Origin of the sequence: Nostoc sp. ChiSLP03a (assembly GCF_034531215.2) — a bacterium.
Taxonomy (GTDB): domain Bacteria; phylum Cyanobacteriota; class Cyanobacteriia; order Cyanobacteriales; family Nostocaceae; genus Nostoc.
On sequence record NZ_JAVRBQ020000158.1, the window covers coordinates 19530 to 39463 of the forward strand.

Annotated in this window: 17 protein-coding genes; 12 read left to right on the forward strand and 5 right to left on the reverse strand. The window is 42.7% G+C overall.

Features of this window, described 5'->3' with window-relative positions:
- Positions 1-97 precede the first annotated feature (97 nt).
- Together RMY32_RS26930 and RMY32_RS26935 are read right to left on the reverse strand one after the other, a co-directional pair.
- Positions 98-784: a phosphorylase gene (locus RMY32_RS26930; protein WP_322710446.1), complete on the reverse strand. Its 687-nt coding sequence runs from the start codon at positions 782-784 to the stop codon at positions 98-100.
- Between the two features lie 39 nt (positions 785-823).
- The gene (locus tag RMY32_RS26935) at positions 824-1045 is read right to left on the reverse strand and encodes a hypothetical protein (RefSeq protein ID WP_409884086.1); all 222 of its coding nucleotides are present in this window, start codon (positions 1043-1045) and stop codon (positions 824-826) included.
- On the opposite strand from RMY32_RS26935, the gene RMY32_RS26940 reads away from it, so the two are divergent.
- From RMY32_RS26940 to RMY32_RS26990, 11 genes are all read left to right on the forward strand, one after another.
- Positions 1015-3771: an efflux RND transporter permease subunit gene (locus RMY32_RS26940; protein WP_322710447.1), complete on the forward strand. Its 2757-nt coding sequence runs from the start codon at positions 1015-1017 to the stop codon at positions 3769-3771. The two genes, RMY32_RS26935 and RMY32_RS26940, sit on opposite strands and share 31 nt — an antisense overlap.
- Positions 3771-4796, forward strand: a complete 1026-nt coding sequence (gene hpnA / locus RMY32_RS26945; protein WP_322710448.1) for a hopanoid-associated sugar epimerase — start codon at positions 3771-3773, stop codon at positions 4794-4796. The genes RMY32_RS26940 and hpnA overlap by 1 nt, the downstream gene beginning before the upstream one ends.
- A gap of 70 nt (positions 4797-4866) precedes the next feature.
- A complete protein-coding gene (gene hpnH / locus RMY32_RS26950) occupies positions 4867-5886 on the forward strand; it encodes an adenosyl-hopene transferase HpnH (protein WP_322710449.1) in 1020 nt (339 codons plus the stop codon).
- Between the two features lie 172 nt (positions 5887-6058).
- Entirely contained in the window at positions 6059-6874 is an 816-nt protein-coding gene (locus RMY32_RS26955) for an alpha/beta hydrolase (RefSeq protein ID WP_322710450.1), read from the forward strand.
- 417 nt (positions 6875-7291) lie between these two features.
- Entirely contained in the window at positions 7292-7813 is a 522-nt protein-coding gene (locus RMY32_RS26960; protein WP_104907897.1) for a phycocyanin subunit beta, read from the forward strand.
- An 87-nt stretch (positions 7814-7900) separates the two neighbouring features.
- Positions 7901-8392, forward strand: a complete 492-nt coding sequence (gene cpcA, locus RMY32_RS26965; RefSeq protein ID WP_322695275.1) for a phycocyanin subunit alpha — start codon at positions 7901-7903, stop codon at positions 8390-8392.
- Between the two features lie 703 nt (positions 8393-9095).
- Positions 9096-9908, forward strand: coding sequence for a phycobilisome linker polypeptide (locus RMY32_RS26970; RefSeq protein WP_322710451.1), 813 nt, complete (start codon positions 9096-9098; stop codon positions 9906-9908).
- Positions 9909-10078: 170 nt separating this feature from the next.
- Positions 10079-10948: a phycobilisome linker polypeptide gene (locus RMY32_RS26975; protein WP_322710453.1), complete on the forward strand. Its 870-nt coding sequence runs from the start codon at positions 10079-10081 to the stop codon at positions 10946-10948.
- Between the two features lie 39 nt (positions 10949-10987).
- Entirely contained in the window at positions 10988-11281 is a 294-nt protein-coding gene (locus RMY32_RS26980; protein ID WP_322710454.1) for a phycobilisome linker polypeptide, read from the forward strand.
- The gene (locus tag RMY32_RS26985) at positions 11282-12127 is read left to right on the forward strand and encodes a HEAT repeat domain-containing protein (protein ID WP_322710455.1); all 846 of its coding nucleotides are present in this window, start codon (positions 11282-11284) and stop codon (positions 12125-12127) included. It begins immediately after the preceding gene.
- Positions 12128-12297: 170 nt separating this feature from the next.
- Positions 12298-13026, forward strand: coding sequence for a HEAT repeat domain-containing protein (locus RMY32_RS26990; RefSeq protein ID WP_409884082.1), 729 nt, complete (start codon positions 12298-12300; stop codon positions 13024-13026).
- Between the two features lie 146 nt (positions 13027-13172).
- On the opposite strand, the gene RMY32_RS26995 is transcribed toward RMY32_RS26990, so the two are convergent.
- The gene (locus RMY32_RS26995) at positions 13173-13823 is read right to left on the reverse strand and encodes a hypothetical protein (RefSeq protein ID WP_322710457.1); all 651 of its coding nucleotides are present in this window, start codon (positions 13821-13823) and stop codon (positions 13173-13175) included.
- 509 nt (positions 13824-14332) lie between these two features.
- On the opposite strand from RMY32_RS26995, the gene RMY32_RS27000 reads away from it, so the two are divergent.
- On the forward strand, positions 14333-15700 hold the full coding sequence (locus tag RMY32_RS27000) for a protein kinase domain-containing protein (RefSeq protein ID WP_322710459.1): 1368 nt from the start codon (positions 14333-14335) through the stop codon (positions 15698-15700).
- A 180-nt stretch (positions 15701-15880) separates the two neighbouring features.
- Here the strand turns inward: RMY32_RS27000 and RMY32_RS27005 are convergent, their stop codons facing one another.
- Both RMY32_RS27005 and RMY32_RS27010 read right to left on the reverse strand, forming a co-directional pair.
- A complete protein-coding gene (locus tag RMY32_RS27005) occupies positions 15881-17395 on the reverse strand; it encodes an ATP-binding protein (protein WP_322710460.1) in 1515 nt (504 codons plus the stop codon).
- Positions 17396-17413: 18 nt separating this feature from the next.
- Positions 17414-19390, reverse strand: coding sequence for a PAS domain S-box protein (locus RMY32_RS27010; RefSeq protein ID WP_322710461.1), 1977 nt, complete (start codon positions 19388-19390; stop codon positions 17414-17416).
- Positions 19391-19934: the final 544 nt, after the last annotated feature.

A 19934-nucleotide genomic window follows, 5' to 3' on the forward strand; every position in this document is an offset into this window, starting at 1 on the left:
AGTGTTCTCAAAGCAGTCAGCAATGTAAAAGACAGGCTGTTTCTGGTTCGCTGAATGCTCAACTCAAATAGCTGTGTGCCATTAATTCTGCAACAAATTATTCCAGCCTATTGCCAGAAAAGAGCCGATTTGTAACTTGCTCTAACACCTTTAATGCTGTCAATGAACCTCGAATCAATCGAGTAGCGGCAAAAGGTTGTCGAAGCATGGCGATCGCTAACGGAAAAGGGTTTAGAGAGCCATCAGAGTTAATTGCTGGTGTGAGATCGGGGATATTATGCTGACAATCGTCGCTGACTACTCGCAGCATTGCCACAGACATCCCAGCCGAATTGAAAAATTCTAAAGCGGTAAATCCTTCCATATCTACAACATCAGCCGCCAAAGTCTTACCTAAATGACGTTTTTCGGATGCAGACCAAATCACGCGATCGCTTGTTAGTGACTTGACTAATAAAGATTTTTCTGATATATAAGAGTGCAATTGTGCTGTGAAAGTGCGATCGCATTCTTGCTGTTTCCCCTGATAAATACAATTTTGATACAGCACAAGATCGCCAACTGTATAGCGATCGCTCAAGCTGCCACATATACCCATAATTAGGACTCTGGATGGAGCTAGAAATTGTCCTTGTTGCAAGTATTTGAGTAAAGGCTTCATCCCAACAGGTATGGCTAATACTGTTGGGATGGAGGCAGTAATGCCGCTTAGTCCGCGACACACAGCTTTATATTCTGCTCCTCGAGGCACCAAAATTGTATTGATGGGCAAAAAATTAGGCACTAGTCTCGATAGTTTTAAGTTTTAACGGTCAATTAATGTTTAGAGTAGATAGGCAATAAGATTGCTCACCGTCGCGGCGCAACAATAACTACTGCTTGCCTTAAAGATTTGGTCATATCTAAGTGACAATAAGTAATATTGCCGTTTAGTTGTAACCAAAACTCGCAAACCGAAGATGATTGCTGTAGCATGACTAAATAATTGTGTCACCCACACGATAATTTTCCAAGATGGTAAAGCTTCATAACTCCAAATCCGCACGAGAACTCTTCAATATTTCCAAATTGGCGATTCAATTTTCGTGGCTGACGGTGAGTTTTTGGATTGCCGTAACGGTAGCTGGTGTTCTGGCTTTCAGTTCCCTTAAGTATGCCTTGTTTCCAGATATTACCTTTCCAGTGGTGGTTGTAAATGCTACAGCTCCTCTGACAACTGCCCTGGATACAGAAGCGAAGCTCACCAAACCCCTAGAAGAACGCCTCCGTTCTTTAGAAGGACTGGAGAATATCCGCTCATCAACCTATCCTAGTCAAACAGCTGTTGCCCTTTCTTTTGCGGTTGGGACGAATTTAGAAACATCGACCAAAAAGGTTGAAACTGCCTTGAAGCAGTTGACTCTACCTCAAGGAGCCACTTCTAAAATTATTCCCCTGAATCTAAACGAGTCAGCCGCCATTAGTTATGCCATAGAGAGTCCTACACGGAATCTCAAAGATTTGACGAAGTTGGCGCAAGATGAGATTGTCAGTGCGATCGCTAAATTACCAGGAGTATTAAAAGTCTCACTACTAGGCGCTGCAACTGCAACTCCTCCGATAAATCCAGCGAATGCGAGTGCAACAGCTCTCCCCCAAAGTGGGGCGACATTAGTCCGGTTTAACGGTGAAGATGCACTTGCATTTCAGGTAATCAAACGCGGTAATGCTAATACTTTGGAAGTAGTGAGTCAAGTTGAGAAAGAAGTTCAAAGGCTACGCTTTACCCTCAAAGATGTCAAACTCACCTTAGCGGCTACCCAAGCAGAATATATCCGCCAAGCCACCCAGTCAACCATCGATGCTTTGCTGGAAGCAGTCTTGTTGTCAATAGTGGTAATTTTTCCTTTTTTATGGAATTGGCGGGCAACTCTGATCTCTGCTTTAGCGATTCCCACGTCTTTGCTGGCGACATTTATCGTCATGGCGATTTTCGGCTTCAACCTGGAAACAATCACCCTGCTGGCTTTAGCTTTGGTGATTGGTAGCATTGTTGATGATGCGATCGTGGATGTGGAAAATATCATGCGACACGTTGACGATGGGGAAACTCCTCGCCAAGCAGCGCTTTTAGCGACAAATGAGATTGGGTTGACAGTTACCGCCGCCACTTTAACAGCAGTAGCAGTTTTTCTACCCATAGGTTTAATGGGTGGGGTAATTGGTCAGTTCTTCAAGCCTTTTGGCATCACTGTATCCGCGGCGATGCTTGCTTCTATGCTAGTTGCTCGGACTTTATCTCCAGTTCTGGCCATCTACTGGCTCAAACCTAAATCCTCACTCTCCCCGCGTCGAGAAGCAAAAATCTGGGTAGCGTTTACCCAATCTTACAGAAATTTGCTCAGTTGGTCTTTGAATCACCGCAAGATAGTTATCGGGTTAGCTGTACTCAGTTTCATCGCAGGTATAGCACTGATTCCACTAATTCCCAAAGGATTTATTCCCAAACTTGATCGCGGCGAATTTAATATTGCTTATACGGCTCCTTTGCCGAGTATTCCTAGTGGAGGAGAGGGGCAGGGGAGCAGAGGAGCAGGGGAACAAGGGATAAATCCCAGTCCCCAATCCCCAGTCCCCAATCCCCAATCCCCAGTCCCCAATCCCCAATCCCCAATCCCCAACCCTTTAAATGATTCTCTTGAGGTTGCAAAGAAATTAGAAAATGTAGTCAGAAAATCACCGACAGTTGAAACGGTATTTACCACCGTTGGTTCTCGTGAGGGTGAACCAAATAAAGGAACACTATATGTAAAGTTAAAGGAAAACCGCACAATTACAACTGCGGAATTACAAGACCAGTTGCGCTCCTCATTACCTGTTCTTTCTGGGGTAACTACTAGTGTTGAAGATATTCAATTTGTCGATTCTGGCGGTCAAAAACCCCTGCAAATAGCATTACAAGGTGATAATCTCCAAGCTTTGAGCAAAGCAGTCAAAGCAATTAAAGAAAGGATTCAAAGGCTACCGGGATTCGCTGATGTCACAGTTACAGGTGAAACGAATCCACAAGGCACGGTTTTTCAGATCGAGCGTTTGAATAATCAGCGGGTGGCCTACATCAGTGCTAATCTTGGCAAGGATCTGTCTTTGGGTGATGCCACTGACAAAGTGGTAGCTGAAGCAAACGCGGTGTTACCCTCTAATGTTTCTTTAAATTTAGGAGGAGACTCTGCTAACCAAAATAAGGTTTTTAGCAGTTTCGGCAGTACTTTAGCTTTATCTGCCTTGTGCATTGTTGTGGTACTAATTTTACTATTCAAAAGCTGGGTAGACCCTTTAGTTATTGGTGTCTCTTTGCCTTTAGCACTAGTGGGGGCGATGTTGGCGCTACTAATTACCAAGAGCGACTTTGGTATGATCTCATTGATCGGTTTCGTCTTTTTGCTAGGGCTGGCAAATAAAAATGCGATTTTGCTTGTAGATTATATCAACCAGTTACGCAATGCTGGCTTAGACCGTACAGAGGCGATTCTCAACACCGGACTAGTGCGCCTCAGACCAATTATGATGACCACGGCCTCCACTATTTTAGGGATGCTGCCGATCGCTTTGGGTTTGGGTGCTGGTTCCGAATTGCGATCGCCGATGGCTGTAGCGATCGCAGGTGGACTAGTAACTTCAACTATTCTCAGTTTGATTGTTGTGCCAGTCGTCTACACCATTTTGGATGATTGGTTTCCCCGGTTTAAGAAGAGGGGGAGCAGGGAAGCAGAGGAGCAGGGGGCAAGTTGATGCAGGTTTTTGTCACGGGGGGGACGGGTTTTATTGGTGCCCATTTGGTACGGTTGCTCCTACAGGAAGGATATGCCGTCAAAGTGCTGGTACGCTCAACTAGCAATTTGGAGAATCTACGCGGTTTAGAGGTGGAAATTGTCAAAGGCGATTTGAACGATCCAAATCTCTGGCAACAGATGGGAGGTTGTCAATACCTATTTCATGTAGCAGCTCATTATTCCCTCTGGCAGACAGACCGAGAATTACTCCACCGTTACAATGTTCTGGGTACGCGCAATGTGTTGGCAGCAGCTCGCAAAGCTAATATTGAGCGCACCGTCTACACGAGTTCAGTGGCAGCGATTGGGGTAGGAGCGTCAGGGAAAGTTGTGGATGAAACACATCAGAGTCCCTTAGAAAAGTTGGTGGGTGACTACAAAAAGTCTAAGTTTCTGGCTGAACAAGAAGCAATGCAAGCCGTTGCTACAGGTCAGGAGGTAGTTATTGTCAATCCCAGCAGTCCGATTGGCTCGTTGGATATCAAACCTACCCCGACGGGTGATATAATCTTGCGGTTTTTACGACGGCAAATGCCCTTTTACTTGGATACTGGTCTAAATTTTATCGACGTGCGGGATGTGGCATGGGGGCATTTACTGGCTTTGCAACGGGGTAAATCTGGCGATCGCTATATCTTAGGTCATCAAAACCTCAGTCTCAAGCAACTACTCGAACAACTCGCCGATATCACAGGTCTGAGCGCACCTCAACAAACAGTACCCGCTTGGTTGCCCCTGAGTGTTGCCTGGGTTGATGAAAAAATTCTCGCACCATTGGGTAAATCGCCCTCAGTACCATTGGATGGCGTTCGGATGGCGAAACAACCTATGTATTACAATGCTTCCAAGGCTGTACGAGAGTTGGGTCTACCCCAATCTTCGCTAAACGCCGCACTCAAAGATGCTGTGGATTGGTTTGTTGCTCAAGGATATGTCAACCCCTCTGGGAAATTCAAAATTCAAAATTCACGCATTCAAAACTGAAGACCCCACAGATCAATCTTGGGGTTGAGAAAGTGGTGCATTTATCTTTAAAAGAGGAGCGATCGCAACAATGGCAGTTAATCTACAACAAGCTATGGATATTGGGAAGTATCTTGTTACTCAGCGTTTGAAAGGACGCAAACGCTTCCCCTTAGTATTGATGTTAGAACCTCTTTTTCGGTGTAATCTCGCTTGTACTGGTTGTGGTAAAATCCAACATCCAAAGGAAATTTTAAAGCAAAATCTCACCCCAGAACAGTGTTTTGCCGCTGTGGAAGAGTGTGGCGCACCAGTTGTCTCCATTCCTGGTGGAGAACCTCTGCTACATCCCCAAATTGATGAGATTGTTCAGGGATTAATTGAGCGCAAGAAATATATTTACTTGTGTACCAATGGTTTGTTATTAGAAAAGAGCCTGGATAAGTTTCAACCTTCCCCTTACCTGACTTTCAGCGTGCATTTAGATGGAATGCGGGAATTGCACGATCGCTGCGTCGATCGCCAAGGTGTTTTTGATATTGCTGTTAAAGCCATTCGCGCCGCTAAAGCTAAAGGCTTTCGTGTTACAACTAACACCACTATCTTTGAAGGTACTAAACCTAAAGATATGCAAGAGTTCTTCAACTTTCTGGAAACACTAAATACTGACGGGATGATGATTTCTCCTGGCTACAGTTACGAGTGGGCACCAGATCAAGATCATTTTCTCCACCGCGAACAAACCCGCGCCCTCTTCCGGCAAATTCTGGCTCCATACAAAAGTGGTGAAAAAAACTGGAACTTCAATCACAATCCGTTGTTCCTAGATTTTCTCATTGGTGAGAAAGACTACGAATGCACGCCTTGGGGTAGCCCTAGTTATAGCGTTCTCGGTTGGCAAAAACCTTGCTATCTGCTGAACGAAGGTTATTACTCTACCTTTAAGGAATTACTGGCACAAACTGACTGGAGTCAATACGGCCAGAAGAGTGGTAATCCTAAATGTGCCGATTGTATGGTTCACTGCGGCTACGAACCCACAGCCGCAATGGATGCAATGCAGCCGCAAAATATGGCGCGTGCCCTTAGCAGTGTGTTTGGTAGGAATTAAAAAGTAGTAAATACTACATATTAAAGGGTGCTATACTTGCGCACCCTTTAAGGATTCTATTTGCACTGGAATGTGTATAACAACATACGATATTTCAAGGAAAATGCTTATTTAGAGATATTGCGATCGCTCCTTGAGCCAAATTTGCCGAGTTTCGTCAGGAAAAATACTTATGCCATTTGTATCTGTTCGCGACCTACAAATGTATTATGAGATTCGTGGCATTGGTCAACGCCTACTTAGTATCAGTGGTACTGGAGGAGATTTGCAGCGATCGCCGACTATTTTTGACTCACCACTAGCCCCACACTTTGAAATCTTAGCCTACGATCAGCGCGGTCTGGGTCAAACTTCAAAACCTGATATTCCTTACACCATAGCAGATTACGCCGCTGATGCAGACTCTTTGTTAAATGCAGTCGGGTGGGAGAACGCTCATGTCATCGGAATTTCCTTTGGGGGTATGGTAGCCCAAGAGTTGGCACTGCGCTATCCACACCGCGTTAAACGTCTTGTTTTGGCCTGTACCAGTAGTGGCGGTGCTGGTGGGTCGTCATATCCACTACATGAACTCGCAAACCTTCCTACTGAAGAACTAGCTCATCGGCAAATCACAATTGCTGATACCCGTTGGCAAGAGGAAGCTTGGCTCTCTAGCCGAACTACACAATTTCAGGAATTAGTGAAGCTGACACTAGCAGTTTTTCAAGCGGGTACAGACGAACCAAGTCGTGAAGTTGGGCGTCGTCGCCAGCTTGAAGCTCGTGCTGCTCACGACACATATAATCGACTTTCTCAACTGCATATTCCTGTCTATATCTGCGGCGGCCATCACGATGGCATATCTCCTCCTGCCAATCTTGAGGCAATGCACAAACAGATACCAGGTTCGTATTTAGAGTTCTTTAAGGGCGGTCATGGCTTTCTTTACCAAGACTCGCAAGCATTCAAGCGCATTATTGCCTTTCTCCAAAATAAATTTGAGTAATTTTACATAAAACATATAATACATCACTACAAAGTGACAGTAACTACAACATCTATGCCCTCCCACAAGAGCAGCGCTCGGCTCGTAAACTAAACAGAGACCAAGAATATGAAGTTATGTAAATAAATTTCACAAACATAACAATAATTTGTAATAAATAATGATACGGCAGCATTGTATAAAGAGAACTTGGAAGTAAAAAACAACATCTTAATGAGGTTTTCCAGTCGTTCATGGAAGTTTGAAGTTTTTTAACAAAAGTTTTAATCTGAAAGCCTGGAGATCGTAAACTTATTTCTTGGATGTCTGTTTTAAACCTTTCGTAACTCGTCAGGCAGTGCTGACATCAAAATCAACTGAACCATTCAGTTTTGAGTCCAATTATTCTTAACCGAGCACATTAGGAGATTTAACGCAATGGTTTTAGATGCATTTGCCAAAGTAGTTTCCCAAGCTGATACACGCGGCGAATATCTTTCCGATGCACAATTGGATGCATTGAGCGAAATGGTCAAAGATGGTAACAAGCGTACAGATGCAGTTAACCGCATTACCAGCAATGCGTCTGCTCTTGTTGCTGCTGCCGCTCGTGATTTGTGGGCAGAACAACCCCAATTGATCACTCCTGGTGGTAATGCTTACACCAGCCGTCGCGCTGCTGCTTGCATCAGAGACTTGGACATCATTCTTCGCTATATCACCTACGCTATCTTTGCTGGCGATTCCAGCGTGCTAGATGACCGTGCCCTCAATGGTTTGCGGGAAACCTATTTAGCATTGGGAACCCCAGGAGCTTCAGTTGCTGTTGGTATTCAAAAGCTGAAACAAGCTTCTTTGGCCATTGTCAACGATCCCAACAACATCACCAGAGGAGATTGCAGCGCTCTGTCATCTGAAATAGCTAGCTATTTCGATCGTGCTGCTGCTGCTGTGGCTTAAGCCAAGCATTGCTGATCTTGACTAAATAATTGTCCATAGGACAAAACAAAATTTCAACCATAAAGTTTGTAAAAGGGAGATAGCAAAATGTCAAAAACACCTCTAACTGAAGCAATTGCATCGGCTGATTCTCAAGGACGCTACCTCAGCAGCACTGAAATTCAAGTTGCTTTTGGTCGCTTCCGTCAAGCTCCAGCTAGCTTACAAGCAGCAAAAGCTTTAAGCGCTAATGCTCAACGCTTGACCGAAGGTGCAGCTCAAGCGGTGTATAACAAGTACCCTTACACCACTCAACAACAAGGGCCCAACTTCGCGGCTGATGCACGCGGCAAGAGCAAGTGTGTACGTGATGTCGGCTACTACTTGCGGATTATCACATACGCTTTAGTTGTTGGTGGCACAGGCCCCTTGGATGATTTCTTGATTTCTGGTTTGGCTGAAATCAACCGGACTTTTGAACTGTCTCCTAGCTGGTACATTGAAGCTCTCAAGTACATCAAAGCTAACCACGGTCTCAGCGGCGATCCAGGTGTTGAAGCAAATTCCTACATCGACTATGTAATCAATACTCTAAGCTAGAGTGTTTCTTTAGCCCGGAGAGGAAATCAGCTCTTATGACAAGTAAGTTCTATGAGTTGTTTATCTCTCCGGGCAGTTTTTTAAGAAAAACTAGCAGAAAACCCTGGAGAAAGAGGAACGTAGTTCTGTATTTTTTGCTTTAGAACAGGGATGAAAGCTGCCGACGTAGCACGGTATTTGCTACAAATTTGGGAAAGTTCACAACCCAGTGCCTCTTTTAAGCTACCGTCAATTGGCACAATATTTTTGTCAGTACAAGATTTAAACACCTACCCTCGGACTGGGAGAAAGTATACGCCCGAAATAACGTAAGGAGATATCACTACGCCCTAGTGGCAAATGTGGTGAGGCAGCGAGCGCAATCTTCTACCTTCTCTTAGGAGACGCTACGTGTTCGCGGAACGTTCCGTAAGGAAGGAAAGATGCTAGTGCAAGTTAGCAAGTCCGCACCCTCTACAGGGAAGGAAGCTACGCGTAGTGTCTGACAGAGAACTTCTGAAGGTTTTTCTCTCCCATGTAGGGACTGCCAAACTGATAAGGTGAGCCTGGGAACCTGTGGAAACAGGATATTAAGGCAGCTATGTCTTAAAAATCACCTAATTTAAAGTAAGGTGAGTGTCAATTTCAAAAAGACTGTTAAAAGACTAGAAAAAAATTTTCTAAAAAGTTTTCAGTTTTGCAGTTAAAACTGAGGAGGTTAAAGATGGCAGCTTTGGGACAAGCAGCAAGATTAGGGATTGCAGCGTTTGAAAATTCAGCACCAGTAGAATTACGCCCAGATAGAACAGAAGCCGATGTGGCAGTGGTTATCCGGGCGGCTTACCGTCAGGTTTTGGGTAATGCATATCTACTAGAAGGAGAGCGTCTAGAGAGTGCAGAATCACTGTTGCAGCAAGGTGAAATCACCGTCAGGGGATTTGTGCTAGCCATTGCTCAATCAGAACTCTATCGGGATAAGTTTTTCTACTCCAACTCCCAAACTCGGTTTATCGAGTTGAATTATAAGCATTTATTGGGGCGTGCCCCAGAAGATGAGTCAGAGATTTCGTACCATGTTGAGCTTTACAACTCACAAGGTTACGAAGCTGAAATTAATTCCTACATTGACTCATTAGAATATCAAGATAGTTTTGGTGAAAATATTGTGCCCTACTATCGAGGCTTTAAAAGTCAAGTAGGACAGAAAAACGTTGGCTATAGCCGACTGTTCCAACTGTATCGGGGTTATGCCAATAGCGATCGCGCTCAAGGACAAAAACAAGGACGCCTCACTTGGGAAGTGGCTAAGAATTTAGCTTCACCCATTTATCCAGTCTCTGCTGGAGCCTTAGCAGGTCTTTCTAGAGGCGATCGCGGCGAAACATACCGGATCAGAGTGCTACAAGCAGCTTCCCCATACTCGACTGTAGTACGGCGCAGTACTGCGGAATTGATCGTACCCTACGAACAACTTTCTAGCAAATTGCAGCAGTTGAATCGCAAGGGCAGTAAAGTTATTAGCATTACAGCCGTATAAATAGGGAATCGGGAATTAAGTGAGGAGTTAGGAGTGAGGAGTGAGAAGTCAAGAGTGAGGAGTTAGAAGTTATGAGTTTTAAACTTCTAACTATACCCCTACCTTAACTTCTAACTCTTAACTCCTAACTCCTAATTTTTCCAACTACTAGTTACAAAAGGAAAATTACAATGGCCGTTACAACAGCAGCTTCCCGTCTGGGAACAGAACCGTTTACCGATCAGTCTCCTGTGGAATTGCGTCCGAATGCAACCAAAGAAGACATAGAAAGAGTAATTGCTGCCGTCTATCGTCAAGTCTTGGGCAACAACTACATATTGGCATCTGACCGCCTGACAAGTGCTGAATCTATCCTGCGCGATGGAAAAAATACAGTGCAAGAATTTGTACGTCAAGTAGCTAAATCAGAACTGTACAAATCCAAATTTTTCTACGACAACTTCCAAACTCGTGTTATCGAACTGAACTACAAACATTTGTTGGGTCGTGCCCCTTATGATGAGTCTGATGTCGTTTTTCACTTAGACTTGTATCAAACCAAGGGATATGAAGCCGACATCGATTCTTATATCGATTCTCCAGAGTATCAATCTAACTTTGGTGAAAATATAGTGCCTTACTATCGCGGCTTTGAAACCCAAACAGGACAAAAAACTGTCGGATTTACCCGGATATTTCAACTTTATCGCGGCTATGCCAGTAGCGATACCTCCCAACTCAAAGGCAAAGACACCCGCCTTGCTAGTGAACTAGGTCGCAATAGTGCATCCGTCGTTGTTCCTCCCTCTGGTGCTTCCTCAGGCTTTTCATACGTTGCTTCTGAAAAAGGCGTTACCCCCAGCAGTACTTTTGGTGGTGCGGGAACCTTTGGTAAAGAAGGCAGACTTTACCGCATTGAAGTGGCAGGTGTTTTTGGAGCTGGGTATCCCAGCACACGCCGCGTCAATCAAGCGGTGGTTATACCTTATGAAGAACTATCTAGTTACTTCCAGAGAGTGTTAAAACAAGGTGGTAAAATAGCTAGTGTGAAACCTCTTTAGTGTCAATAGTCATTAGTCAATAGTCATTATTCAGGGCAAATGACTAATGACGATTTAAAATTGGGAATTAATTTTATGATTGGAGCAATTAGTAGTACATCAACGAGTAATCGCTACTTTCGGTATGAAGTAGTGGGTCTACGCCAAGTTGAAGAAAATGAAAAAACCAACTATCCGATTCGTTCTAGTGCCAGTGTGTTTTTCACAGTACCTGAGAACCGGATGAATCAAGAAATGCAGCGAATTAGTCGTTTGGGTGGCAAAATAGTCAGCATTCAGCCGTTGAACGCTGTACCTCAAACAAATAGCGACCAAAGCGCTCCTTCTTCATAAATGAATTCTAGTCCGCAGAAATTTGAAGATTTATCACCGACAGGTAACTCTGGTGATGGTGAATCTTTAACAGTAGAGCAAGCGATCGCTAATCTTGAGAGTGCAGATTTAGGTCTGCGCTTTTATGCTGCTTGGTGGTTGGGTAGATTTCGGATTTGTGAAGCAGCTGCGGTTACAGGATTGATTAAAGCGTTAGAGGATGAAGCCGACAGAACACCAGAAGGCGGATATCCTCTGCGACGTAACGCAGCGAGGGCTTTAGGAAAAGTAGGCGATCCCCAGGCAGTCTCACCTTTAATTACCTGTTTAGACTGCTCAGATTTTTATGTCCGGGAAGCGGCGGTACAATCCTTAGAAATGCTGGGCGATCCGGTTTGCATTCCCGCCCTGAGCGAGCTATTACAAGTAGGTTTGCACAAAGAGCAGCTGATATCAAAACAGCCTGATTTATCTCAACCCTACGAAGCTATTTTAGAAGCCTTGGGAGCCTTGAGGGCGACTGAGTGCATCCCTTTGGTAAAACCATTTTTAGAGCATCCAATCGAATTGGTGCAATATGCCGCCGCACGAGCGATGTATCAATTAACCCAAGAACCAGTTTATGGAGAACGGTTAGTAAAAGCTCTGGCAGGAGATAAATTGCAATTGCGTCGAGCAGTGTTAGCAGACTTGGGAGCGATTGGATATTTACCCGCAGCAGATGCGATCGCCGAAACTCTTGCTGAAAATAGCTTGAAGCTAATTTCTCTTAAAGGATTACTAGAATACCAAGTTAACCATACAGCAACAAGCACTTTGTCAGCAGGTGCGATAAAAGTGATAAATTTGATGGACTCGCTATTGTAGTCATAATTTCCCAGGCATTAGTTGTTATTAATACGCTTAAATCAACTGTTTACCACAGATAAACCCCTAACATAAGTGCGAGATAAGGGCTAGGGGGTTTGTGTCTGATGTCAACTACGGAGGGCTTAAGCTACAATTGGCAGATCCCTAATGACTCATGGCAAATGATTATGAATAACAGTGACCTGGCCCAAATATTAATTCGTGCTGTGGAAGAAGCAGACTCTTCGGATCGCTTATTAGACGCAGTTCAGGAGTTAGCGGCAGCTGGTATTGAAGAATCTGTTCCCACTCTGATTGCAGCTTTAGGCTACAACAATCCAGGGGCAGCAGTGGCGGCAGTAGATGGACTAATTGCGATCGGGGAAGTCGCAGTACCATCACTATTGGAACTAATTGATGACTACAACTACAGTGCTAGAGCCTGGGCGATTCGCGCCTTAGCGGGAATTGGCGATGTCCGGGCGCTGGATACTTTGTTAGAGGCAGCAAAAAACGATTTTTCCTTAAGCGTGCGGCGAGCAGCTGCTAGGGGATTAGGCACTTTGCGCTGGCAGCAACTACCTGCTGAGAAAGTGGAATCTGTTCAGACTCAGGTATTAGAGGCATTATTAGTAATTTCTCAAGATCCAGAGTGGATAGTGCGTTATGCAGCAGTGACGAGTTTAGAAACACTAGCGATCGCCATAGCAGTCACTTTACCAGAGCAAGCGTCACGGATTACAAATCAACTTCAGCAAATACTCGATACTGATGCCGATGTAGGAGTTCGTACCCGCGTAAAATTTGCACAGCAAAAAATTCAACAGCAACAACATCAAGAAATGTTTGCACCAAAAAGAAAGCTAGAAAATACTGAAGTGCCTGAAATACCTCATCGTGGTGGTGGCAGACGGTAAATCACCAGACACCAACCGCGCTTGCGGTATGGTGTTAGGTTTCCCAATTTATCGAGGATAGCCTTCAGAACTCGTTGTTTTCTTGGTCTTACATTCGCTTCTTTGATAGGGAGTTCTGCTTCCCAAGACCTTAAGTTTTTGTCAAACTAACCAGGCGATAAAGATTGAATTTCTGCCTGGATATTGCCACGAGCAGATGGTTCGGCAAACTCTGACATTAAAGGCGTAAAATAAATACGCGATCGCTGTAAAAATCGTTCTAAAGTTTTCTGACGACCTGTGATATAATCTGCCTCTGCTACCCAGCCATATTCCTGACGAATAGCATGGGCGTATTCTTCATAATCAACTGGGTTAGTAGCTAAAATCGCTAAATCTGCATCAACTAGGACTTGGCTATCATAGTCATTTACCGCAGCTTGGTGGTCTTTAGTGTTCAGAATCAGACGGGTGACAGTAGTTATGATACTTTCTGGAATACCTAAATTACTCAGCAACTCAAAAGCATAGTCTGCACTTCGTTCTTCGTTATCTTTGGCTTCAGTATCATACACTACATCGTGAAACCAGGCCGCTAGTTGAACAGCAGCTATGTTATTGGCGTAACCTTGCAAAATCTCAATTGTGCTGAGGACGCGATCGATGTGTTTCAGTGTATGGTAATAGCGATCGGGTGTAGAGTAAGCTTCAACCAAGAAATTAAAGGCTTTCTCAGCCGCTACTCGATCGACGCCAAAGGGTTGGAGTGTGTGTTGCCAGTTATAAAATAAAATATCCATAAATTTTTCTGTAGGCATAGAGGCAGTATACCCATTCTGAGTATTAGAAAAAATAAGTACATACTGTTAAAACAGCAGTAGAAGACTTCAAGTAGAACCTCACCTTCTAACTTTGCTACGAAAAAGAGAGGAAAAATTTTCTTCCCCTTAGTTGTAGTAAAGGGTTAGGAGTGAGTTCACGCAAATATATTTACAAGTTATAAATCAATGAAACTTTGGAGTTTCGAGAATTGCTGGGTATTGCTAGCACCCAACCACACCCAATACGGTTCGGTTAAAGGGAAAAGGGAAAGGTTTTGAATACATCCTTTACCCTTTACCCTCGCCCCTTATCTCCAAAGGGAACCCACCTTCCCCTTTTCCCAGACCGCAGGAAAGTGAAAAATGCTTATCCGAACCGTATTGCAACCACACCTACAGGAAGGGGAACCGTTAATTTCAAAGATCAGCGGGATATGAGTGGTTCACCACTGTGATATCTGATACAGGTAAGTTATGATTGTGGGCATTAATTTTTTATTGTTAAGATGCCAGCTAAAATCATTCTTACCGTTATCCAAGGACAATTATTAGGACAGCAATATATTTTTGATTGCCGCAGTAGCTGCATAATCGGTAGAAGTCCAGATTGCAATCCCCAGTTACCAGATGATGAGAATCATCGGGGCATCTCCCGCTATCACTGTCTACTGGATATTAATCCTCCTGATATTCGGGTGCGGGACTTTGGTAGTAAAAATGGCACTTACATTAACAGTAAAAACATCGGACAACGCCAACGAAATCAAACGGCTGAAGAAGCTGTAAGATTAAACTTTCCAGAGTATGACTTACGAACAGGCGACGAAATCAATTTAGGTCACACTGTCTTTAAAGTTAGTATAGAAATACATTCAGATCGAGTAAATCTACCAACCTTCATCCCTGACGATGTTACTGTCAAAAATAACCCAGTACAACAAACTTATTTTTTAGACATCATCAAATACTTTCTGAAATTGGCTGAGAGTGGCGATCGCAGCCTCAAAGCAATTAGCGGTTATAATATTGTCAAACTTCTCAGCACGAGTGAATTCGGAGAAGTTTATTTAGCAAAGCATAATCAGTCTGGCAAGTTCATAGCCTTAAAGGTTATGTTACCAGCAGTGGCGGCGAATGACTTTGCTGTGCAGATGTTTCTCCGGGAAACTGAAAACACTAAGGCTTTGCAACATCCTCATGTAGTGCAACTGATGGATTCTGGCTTCTCGGAAATTATCTTCTTTTTGACAATGGAATATTGTGAGGGCGGTACTGTATGGGATTTCATGCAACAACTGGGTGGGCGATTGTCAGTTGATATTGCAGTACCGATTATTCTCCAAATTTTAGACGCTTTAGAATATGCCCACAATGTTGAACTTCCTTATGTCAAACTGGCTGATGGGAAGTTTGGCAAAGGTAAAGGTATAGTTCACCGCAACCTCAAACCGAGTAACATCTTCTTGACTAAGATTGACGGAAAACTGGTGGCAAAAATCGGTGATTACGGCTTATCTAAAGCCTTTGATTTGGCTGGTTTAAGTGGTCAAACTTTGACTGGGACTCAAGCGGGTACTCCCGTTTTCATGCCGCGACAGCAGGTGCTTAACTTTAAATATGCCCAACCGGAGGTAGATATTTGGGCAGTTGCGGCTTGTCTCTACAATATGCTAACAGGTTGTTTCCCCCGCAACTTCACAGGCGATCCTTTTCTAGCAGTTTTACAGAATAATCCCATACCAATTCGTCAACGAGATGCAACAATTATGCAACCCCTAGCGCAGGTGATTGATTTGGCGTTGGTTGATAAGCCAGAAATCCACTTTAAGAGTGCAGCTGAATTTAAGCGGGCATTGTTAAGTGCGTTGTCATAGTCGAGTTTATAGGATTTTATTATCTATAGGACTTACGCACTGAAGCCTGAAACCTAGATTTCCCCTAGCCCCCCTTAAAAAGGGGGGAACTTCTAAAGCCCCCTTTTTAAGGGGGTTGGGGGATCTGAGTGCATAAGTCCTGATTTAGGATTGCTATAGCAATTTCTGGATTATCGAGTACTATAAATCAGTTAATGTAAGAGTGAATGTAGTCCATCCATTGCCACTTTCTACTTGAATGTTTCCTTGCAATTGTTCGACTAATTTCTGGACTATAGATAAACCTAAACCCGAACCCCCTTGATTCCAGATATCTGCATTGGGTAGACGATAAAATTTATCAAATATTCGTGGTAACTCTATTACCGGAATTTCTACTGAATTACTAACAGTAATAATTGTTTTTGCAGGTGTTTCCGAAGAATTGTGACTTACACTTAAGACAATTTCACCACCGGCAGGTGTGTATTTACAGGCATTATTGAGCAATTCTACTATAATGCGTTCCAAGCTAATGCTATCTGAGAATAGCGGCGGGAGATTTGCAGGGAGATTCGCCTGTAGAGTTTGCTGATGTTGTTGAACACGAATTTGAAACGGCTCGATAACCCAAAGTAACCACTGTTGTAAGAGCAACGCATCAGGGGTAATAACTGGATAGGATGAGCTTTCTAACCGTTGTAAGTCTAGTAGATCGTTAACTAATTCTAGTTCGCGATCGCACTCGCTTTCCATTAATTTTAGATAGCGTTGAGCATCTTCAGTACTATTAGATAATTGTATCATTTGAATCATCATCTTGATACTACTCAGAGGCGATCGCAGTTCGTGAGAAACTAAATTCAAAAAGTCATTTTTGAGTTGATTTATTTCCTCCCATTGCACCACAAGTTGCTCTTGCTCAATTTGCTTTTGACGCGCTTCAATCGCTCGTTTGCGCTCAGTAATATCTCGAAACACTAATACAGCGCCTGTAATATTATCTTTGTCATCTTTAATTGGTGCAGCGCTGTCATCAATTGGTATTTCTGCACCATCTTTATTAATCAGAATTGTTTCTGCGGGGAGATGAACGATAGTACCATCTTGAAGAACTTTTATAATCGGACTTTCAATAGAATTATGAGTTTCGCCATTAGCAATATTAAATATCTCTGAGGAATTTCTGCCACAAGCTTCTTCTTGTTTCCATCCGGTTAAATTTTCCGCAACCGGATTCATAAAAGTGATTACATCTTGTAAATCGCTAGCAATCACACCATCGCTGATACTTTTTAAAAGTGCATCCAGCCATTTTTTATTAGCTTTTAATTGCCTTTCCAAACCATGCTTAGTCAAAGTTATTTCAATATTTGTTTGTAGTTCTCTTTCTTTAAAAGGTTTCAGTAGGTAGGCAAACGGCTCAGTTATCTTAGCTCGTTCCAATGTGTTCTCATCTGCATAAGCAGTCAAATAAATTACTGGAATATCCAAACGTTTATAGATTTCTTCAGCAGCTTCTATCCCGTCCATTGAGCCTTTAAGCTTGATATCCATCAGTACTAAATCTGGAGATATTTCTATTGCTATATTGATCGCTTCTTCTCCTGAAGAAGCAATAGCAGGCACTGTGTATCCAAATTTATTAAGCCGATATTGTAAGTCTTTAGCAACAATAGCTTCATCTTCCACAACTAAAATTTTTGCCTTTGTCATCTTTGATTAATTGTGTATTTATGGTAAAGGAAATTTCACCTGAAACTCTACTCCAGTGGAGCCTGTAATATTTAGATTTCCTGCTAACTGATGGGTTAAAGCATCTACCAACTCCCATCCTAATGATGCGAGTTTTTTAAAATCAAAGTTTGGTGGTAAGCCAATACCATTATCACGAACTATTAACATTAAATTATGATTAATTATTTTTTTGATTTCAATATTGATAGCACCACTACTACCTTTGGTAAATGCGTATTTTAAAGAATTAGATACAAGTTCATGGATAATTAAGCTACAAGGAATTGCTGTATCTAAACCGAGGAAAATACAATCTTCCGTATTTATCGTCAAAGCGATCGCATCTTCATTGACTTCATAAGCAGTAAATAAACTTGCTACCAAATCTCGAATATATTCACCAAAATTAATCCTTGCTAAGTCTTGAGATTGATACAATTTTTCGTGAACCAGAGCCATTGATGCAATCCGTTGCTGGCTTTGTTGAAATATTATCAAATCTTCTTTGTCTTTGATATAAGCAGATTGCAAGTTTAACAGACTGGAAATAACCTGTAAATTGTTTTTGACTCGATGGTAAATTTCTTTTAATAACACCTCTTTTTCTAATAGTGATGCTTGAATTTGCTCCTCCCACTGCTTGCGTTCGCGTTGCGCGGCTTTCCGTTCGTTAATGTCTTCTATCACAGAAATAAAATACTTTGGCTCCCCATTAGATTCGCGCATTAAAGACACAGTAAGATTAGCCCAAACTAAGGAATTATCTTTGCGGAAATAGCGCTTTTCCATCGAGTAAGTTTGAATATTATCTGCTAAAATCTGCTCAACATATTTCAGGTTAGTATTAAGATCGTCCGGGTGAGTAATATCTTGGAAAGTTAACAACTGTAGTTCTTCGAGTGTGTAACCGAGAATATCGCAAAGCTTCTGATTAACTAACAACCAGCTTCCATCGATTGCCACATGGGCAATGCCAACAGCAGCTTGATCGAATGCAGCCCGAAATCGCTGTTCGCTCTCTCGCAATGCTTCTTCTATTCGCTGGCGTTCAGTAATTTCTGTCTGTAGCGATTCGTTGATTTTTGTTAACTCTGCTGTCCTTTCTTCAACCTTGCTTTCTAATTGGTTAAGTAGGCTATTTAGTGTCTCCTCTGCTTGCTTGCGATCGGTAATGTCAGTATGTGAGCCTGCCATTCGTACTACATTACCATTTTCATCCCACTGTGCTTGCCCTCGATCTAAAATCCATTTATAAGTGCCGTCTTTACATAAAGCTCGATACTCGCTAATGTAAAACGGCGTTTTCTGAGCAAAGTGAGCTTGAACCGCTTGTTTCACCCCCTCAATATCGTTTGGATGCAATCGTGTCACGCATTCATCTAAATGGTTAGAAATTTCGTGATTTTCGTAACCGAGCATTTCTTTCCAGCGAGCCGAGAAAAAAACTTCATTGGTTTTAACATTCCAGTCCCAAATTCCATCATTATTGCCTCGCAAAGCTAATTGCCAGCGTTGTTCGCTTTCCCTCAACACTTCCTCAGTCCGTATGCGTTCAGTAATTTCTTTTGCTAGTTGGTAGTTTGCAGCTTCTAGTTGGGCAGGACTTGGTAGAGCTAGCACCTGTGGCGTTAATGGCACAAGCTCTATAGCCGTTAATACGGATACAAAAGCAGTGATAGCTTTGACTAACCCTGATAGCCAATAGGTAGGATACCAAAGCGTCCATACATCCATTAAATGAGTTGTGCCACAAGCAACGATGAATGTGCCAAACATTAGGAATATCCAGCCGAAAGGCATATCTCGCCGTTTACGAACAAAATAAACCAACATCACTGGAATTGAATAATAAGCAAGTCCAGTTAACACATCTGAAATCAGATGCAACCACACTAATCCTGGTTTCCAGAGGTAGCAATGTCCGTGGGGAATAAACTGGCTAGTAGAGAAAAAATTATTTAAAATTTCCATCATAAAAACCTACATATTGCACAAGTCTTCACCAAAGCCTGAAGTGCGAAAGAAGAGGTTTTTAGCCTCAGACCTTTTGTAGATGCGTATACATCTAGATACTGGGTCTTATATTCTTATGGAGAACTACATTTGCCATTTGTCAGAGTTTTACCGTACTAGTTTTAGACTAGAATTGATTATTAGCTTGAGCTTCTACATTCTGTTTTCGTCATCTTTTTTGAGTTTTTTAATCTGAATAATATAAGATTTATTAAAATTAAAGTACCGCGATCGCTTTGGTTATCGTTACCGTATATCCTCTGAAATCAACCATTTACATATTATAAAAACCTTCACAAATTACAGTAATATTTCGGTTATATACTAATCTAAATTTAATCTAGCCGTCTACGTGTATTTGCGGCTTATACCAATTTAATGTGAAGTTGCACATATCTTGATCCCCCTAAATCCCCCTTGAAAAGGGGGACTTTGATAGATGTTTTTCCGGTTCCCCCCTTTTTAAGGGGGGTTAGGGGGGATCGAATTCTATGCAGCTTTATAA

Bases quoted from the DNA above. Each gene is read 5' to 3' on its own strand.
- RMY32_RS27000 (WP_322710459.1), top strand. From the start codon at position 14,333: ATGCCAGCTAAAATCATTCTTACCGTTATCCAAGGACAATTATTAGGA.
- cpcA (WP_322695275.1), top strand. From the start codon at position 7,901: ATGTCAAAAACACCTCTAACTGAAGCAATTGCATCGGCTGATTCTCAA.
- hpnH (WP_322710449.1), top strand. From the start codon at position 4,867: ATGGCAGTTAATCTACAACAAGCTATGGATATTGGGAAGTATCTTGTT.
- RMY32_RS26970 (WP_322710451.1), top strand. From the start codon at position 9,096: ATGGCAGCTTTGGGACAAGCAGCAAGATTAGGGATTGCAGCGTTTGAA.
- RMY32_RS26975 (WP_322710453.1), top strand. From the start codon at position 10,079: ATGGCCGTTACAACAGCAGCTTCCCGTCTGGGAACAGAACCGTTTACC.
- RMY32_RS26995 (WP_322710457.1), bottom strand. From the start codon at position 13,823: ATGCCTACAGAAAAATTTATGGATATTTTATTTTATAACTGGCAACAC.
- RMY32_RS26960 (WP_104907897.1), top strand. From the start codon at position 7,292: ATGGTTTTAGATGCATTTGCCAAAGTAGTTTCCCAAGCTGATACACGC.
- RMY32_RS27010 (WP_322710461.1), bottom strand. From the start codon at position 19,390: ATGATGGAAATTTTAAATAATTTTTTCTCTACTAGCCAGTTTATTCCC.
- hpnA (WP_322710448.1), top strand. From the start codon at position 3,771: ATGCAGGTTTTTGTCACGGGGGGGACGGGTTTTATTGGTGCCCATTTG.
- RMY32_RS26990 (WP_409884082.1), top strand. From the start codon at position 12,298: ATGAATAACAGTGACCTGGCCCAAATATTAATTCGTGCTGTGGAAGAA.
- RMY32_RS27005 (WP_322710460.1), bottom strand. From the start codon at position 17,395: ATGACAAAGGCAAAAATTTTAGTTGTGGAAGATGAAGCTATTGTTGCT.
- RMY32_RS26985 (WP_322710455.1), top strand. From the start codon at position 11,282: ATGAATTCTAGTCCGCAGAAATTTGAAGATTTATCACCGACAGGTAAC.
- RMY32_RS26940 (WP_322710447.1), top strand. From the start codon at position 1,015: ATGGTAAAGCTTCATAACTCCAAATCCGCACGAGAACTCTTCAATATT.
- RMY32_RS26955 (WP_322710450.1), top strand. From the start codon at position 6,059: ATGCCATTTGTATCTGTTCGCGACCTACAAATGTATTATGAGATTCGT.
- RMY32_RS26980 (WP_322710454.1), top strand. From the start codon at position 10,988: ATGACTAATGACGATTTAAAATTGGGAATTAATTTTATGATTGGAGCA.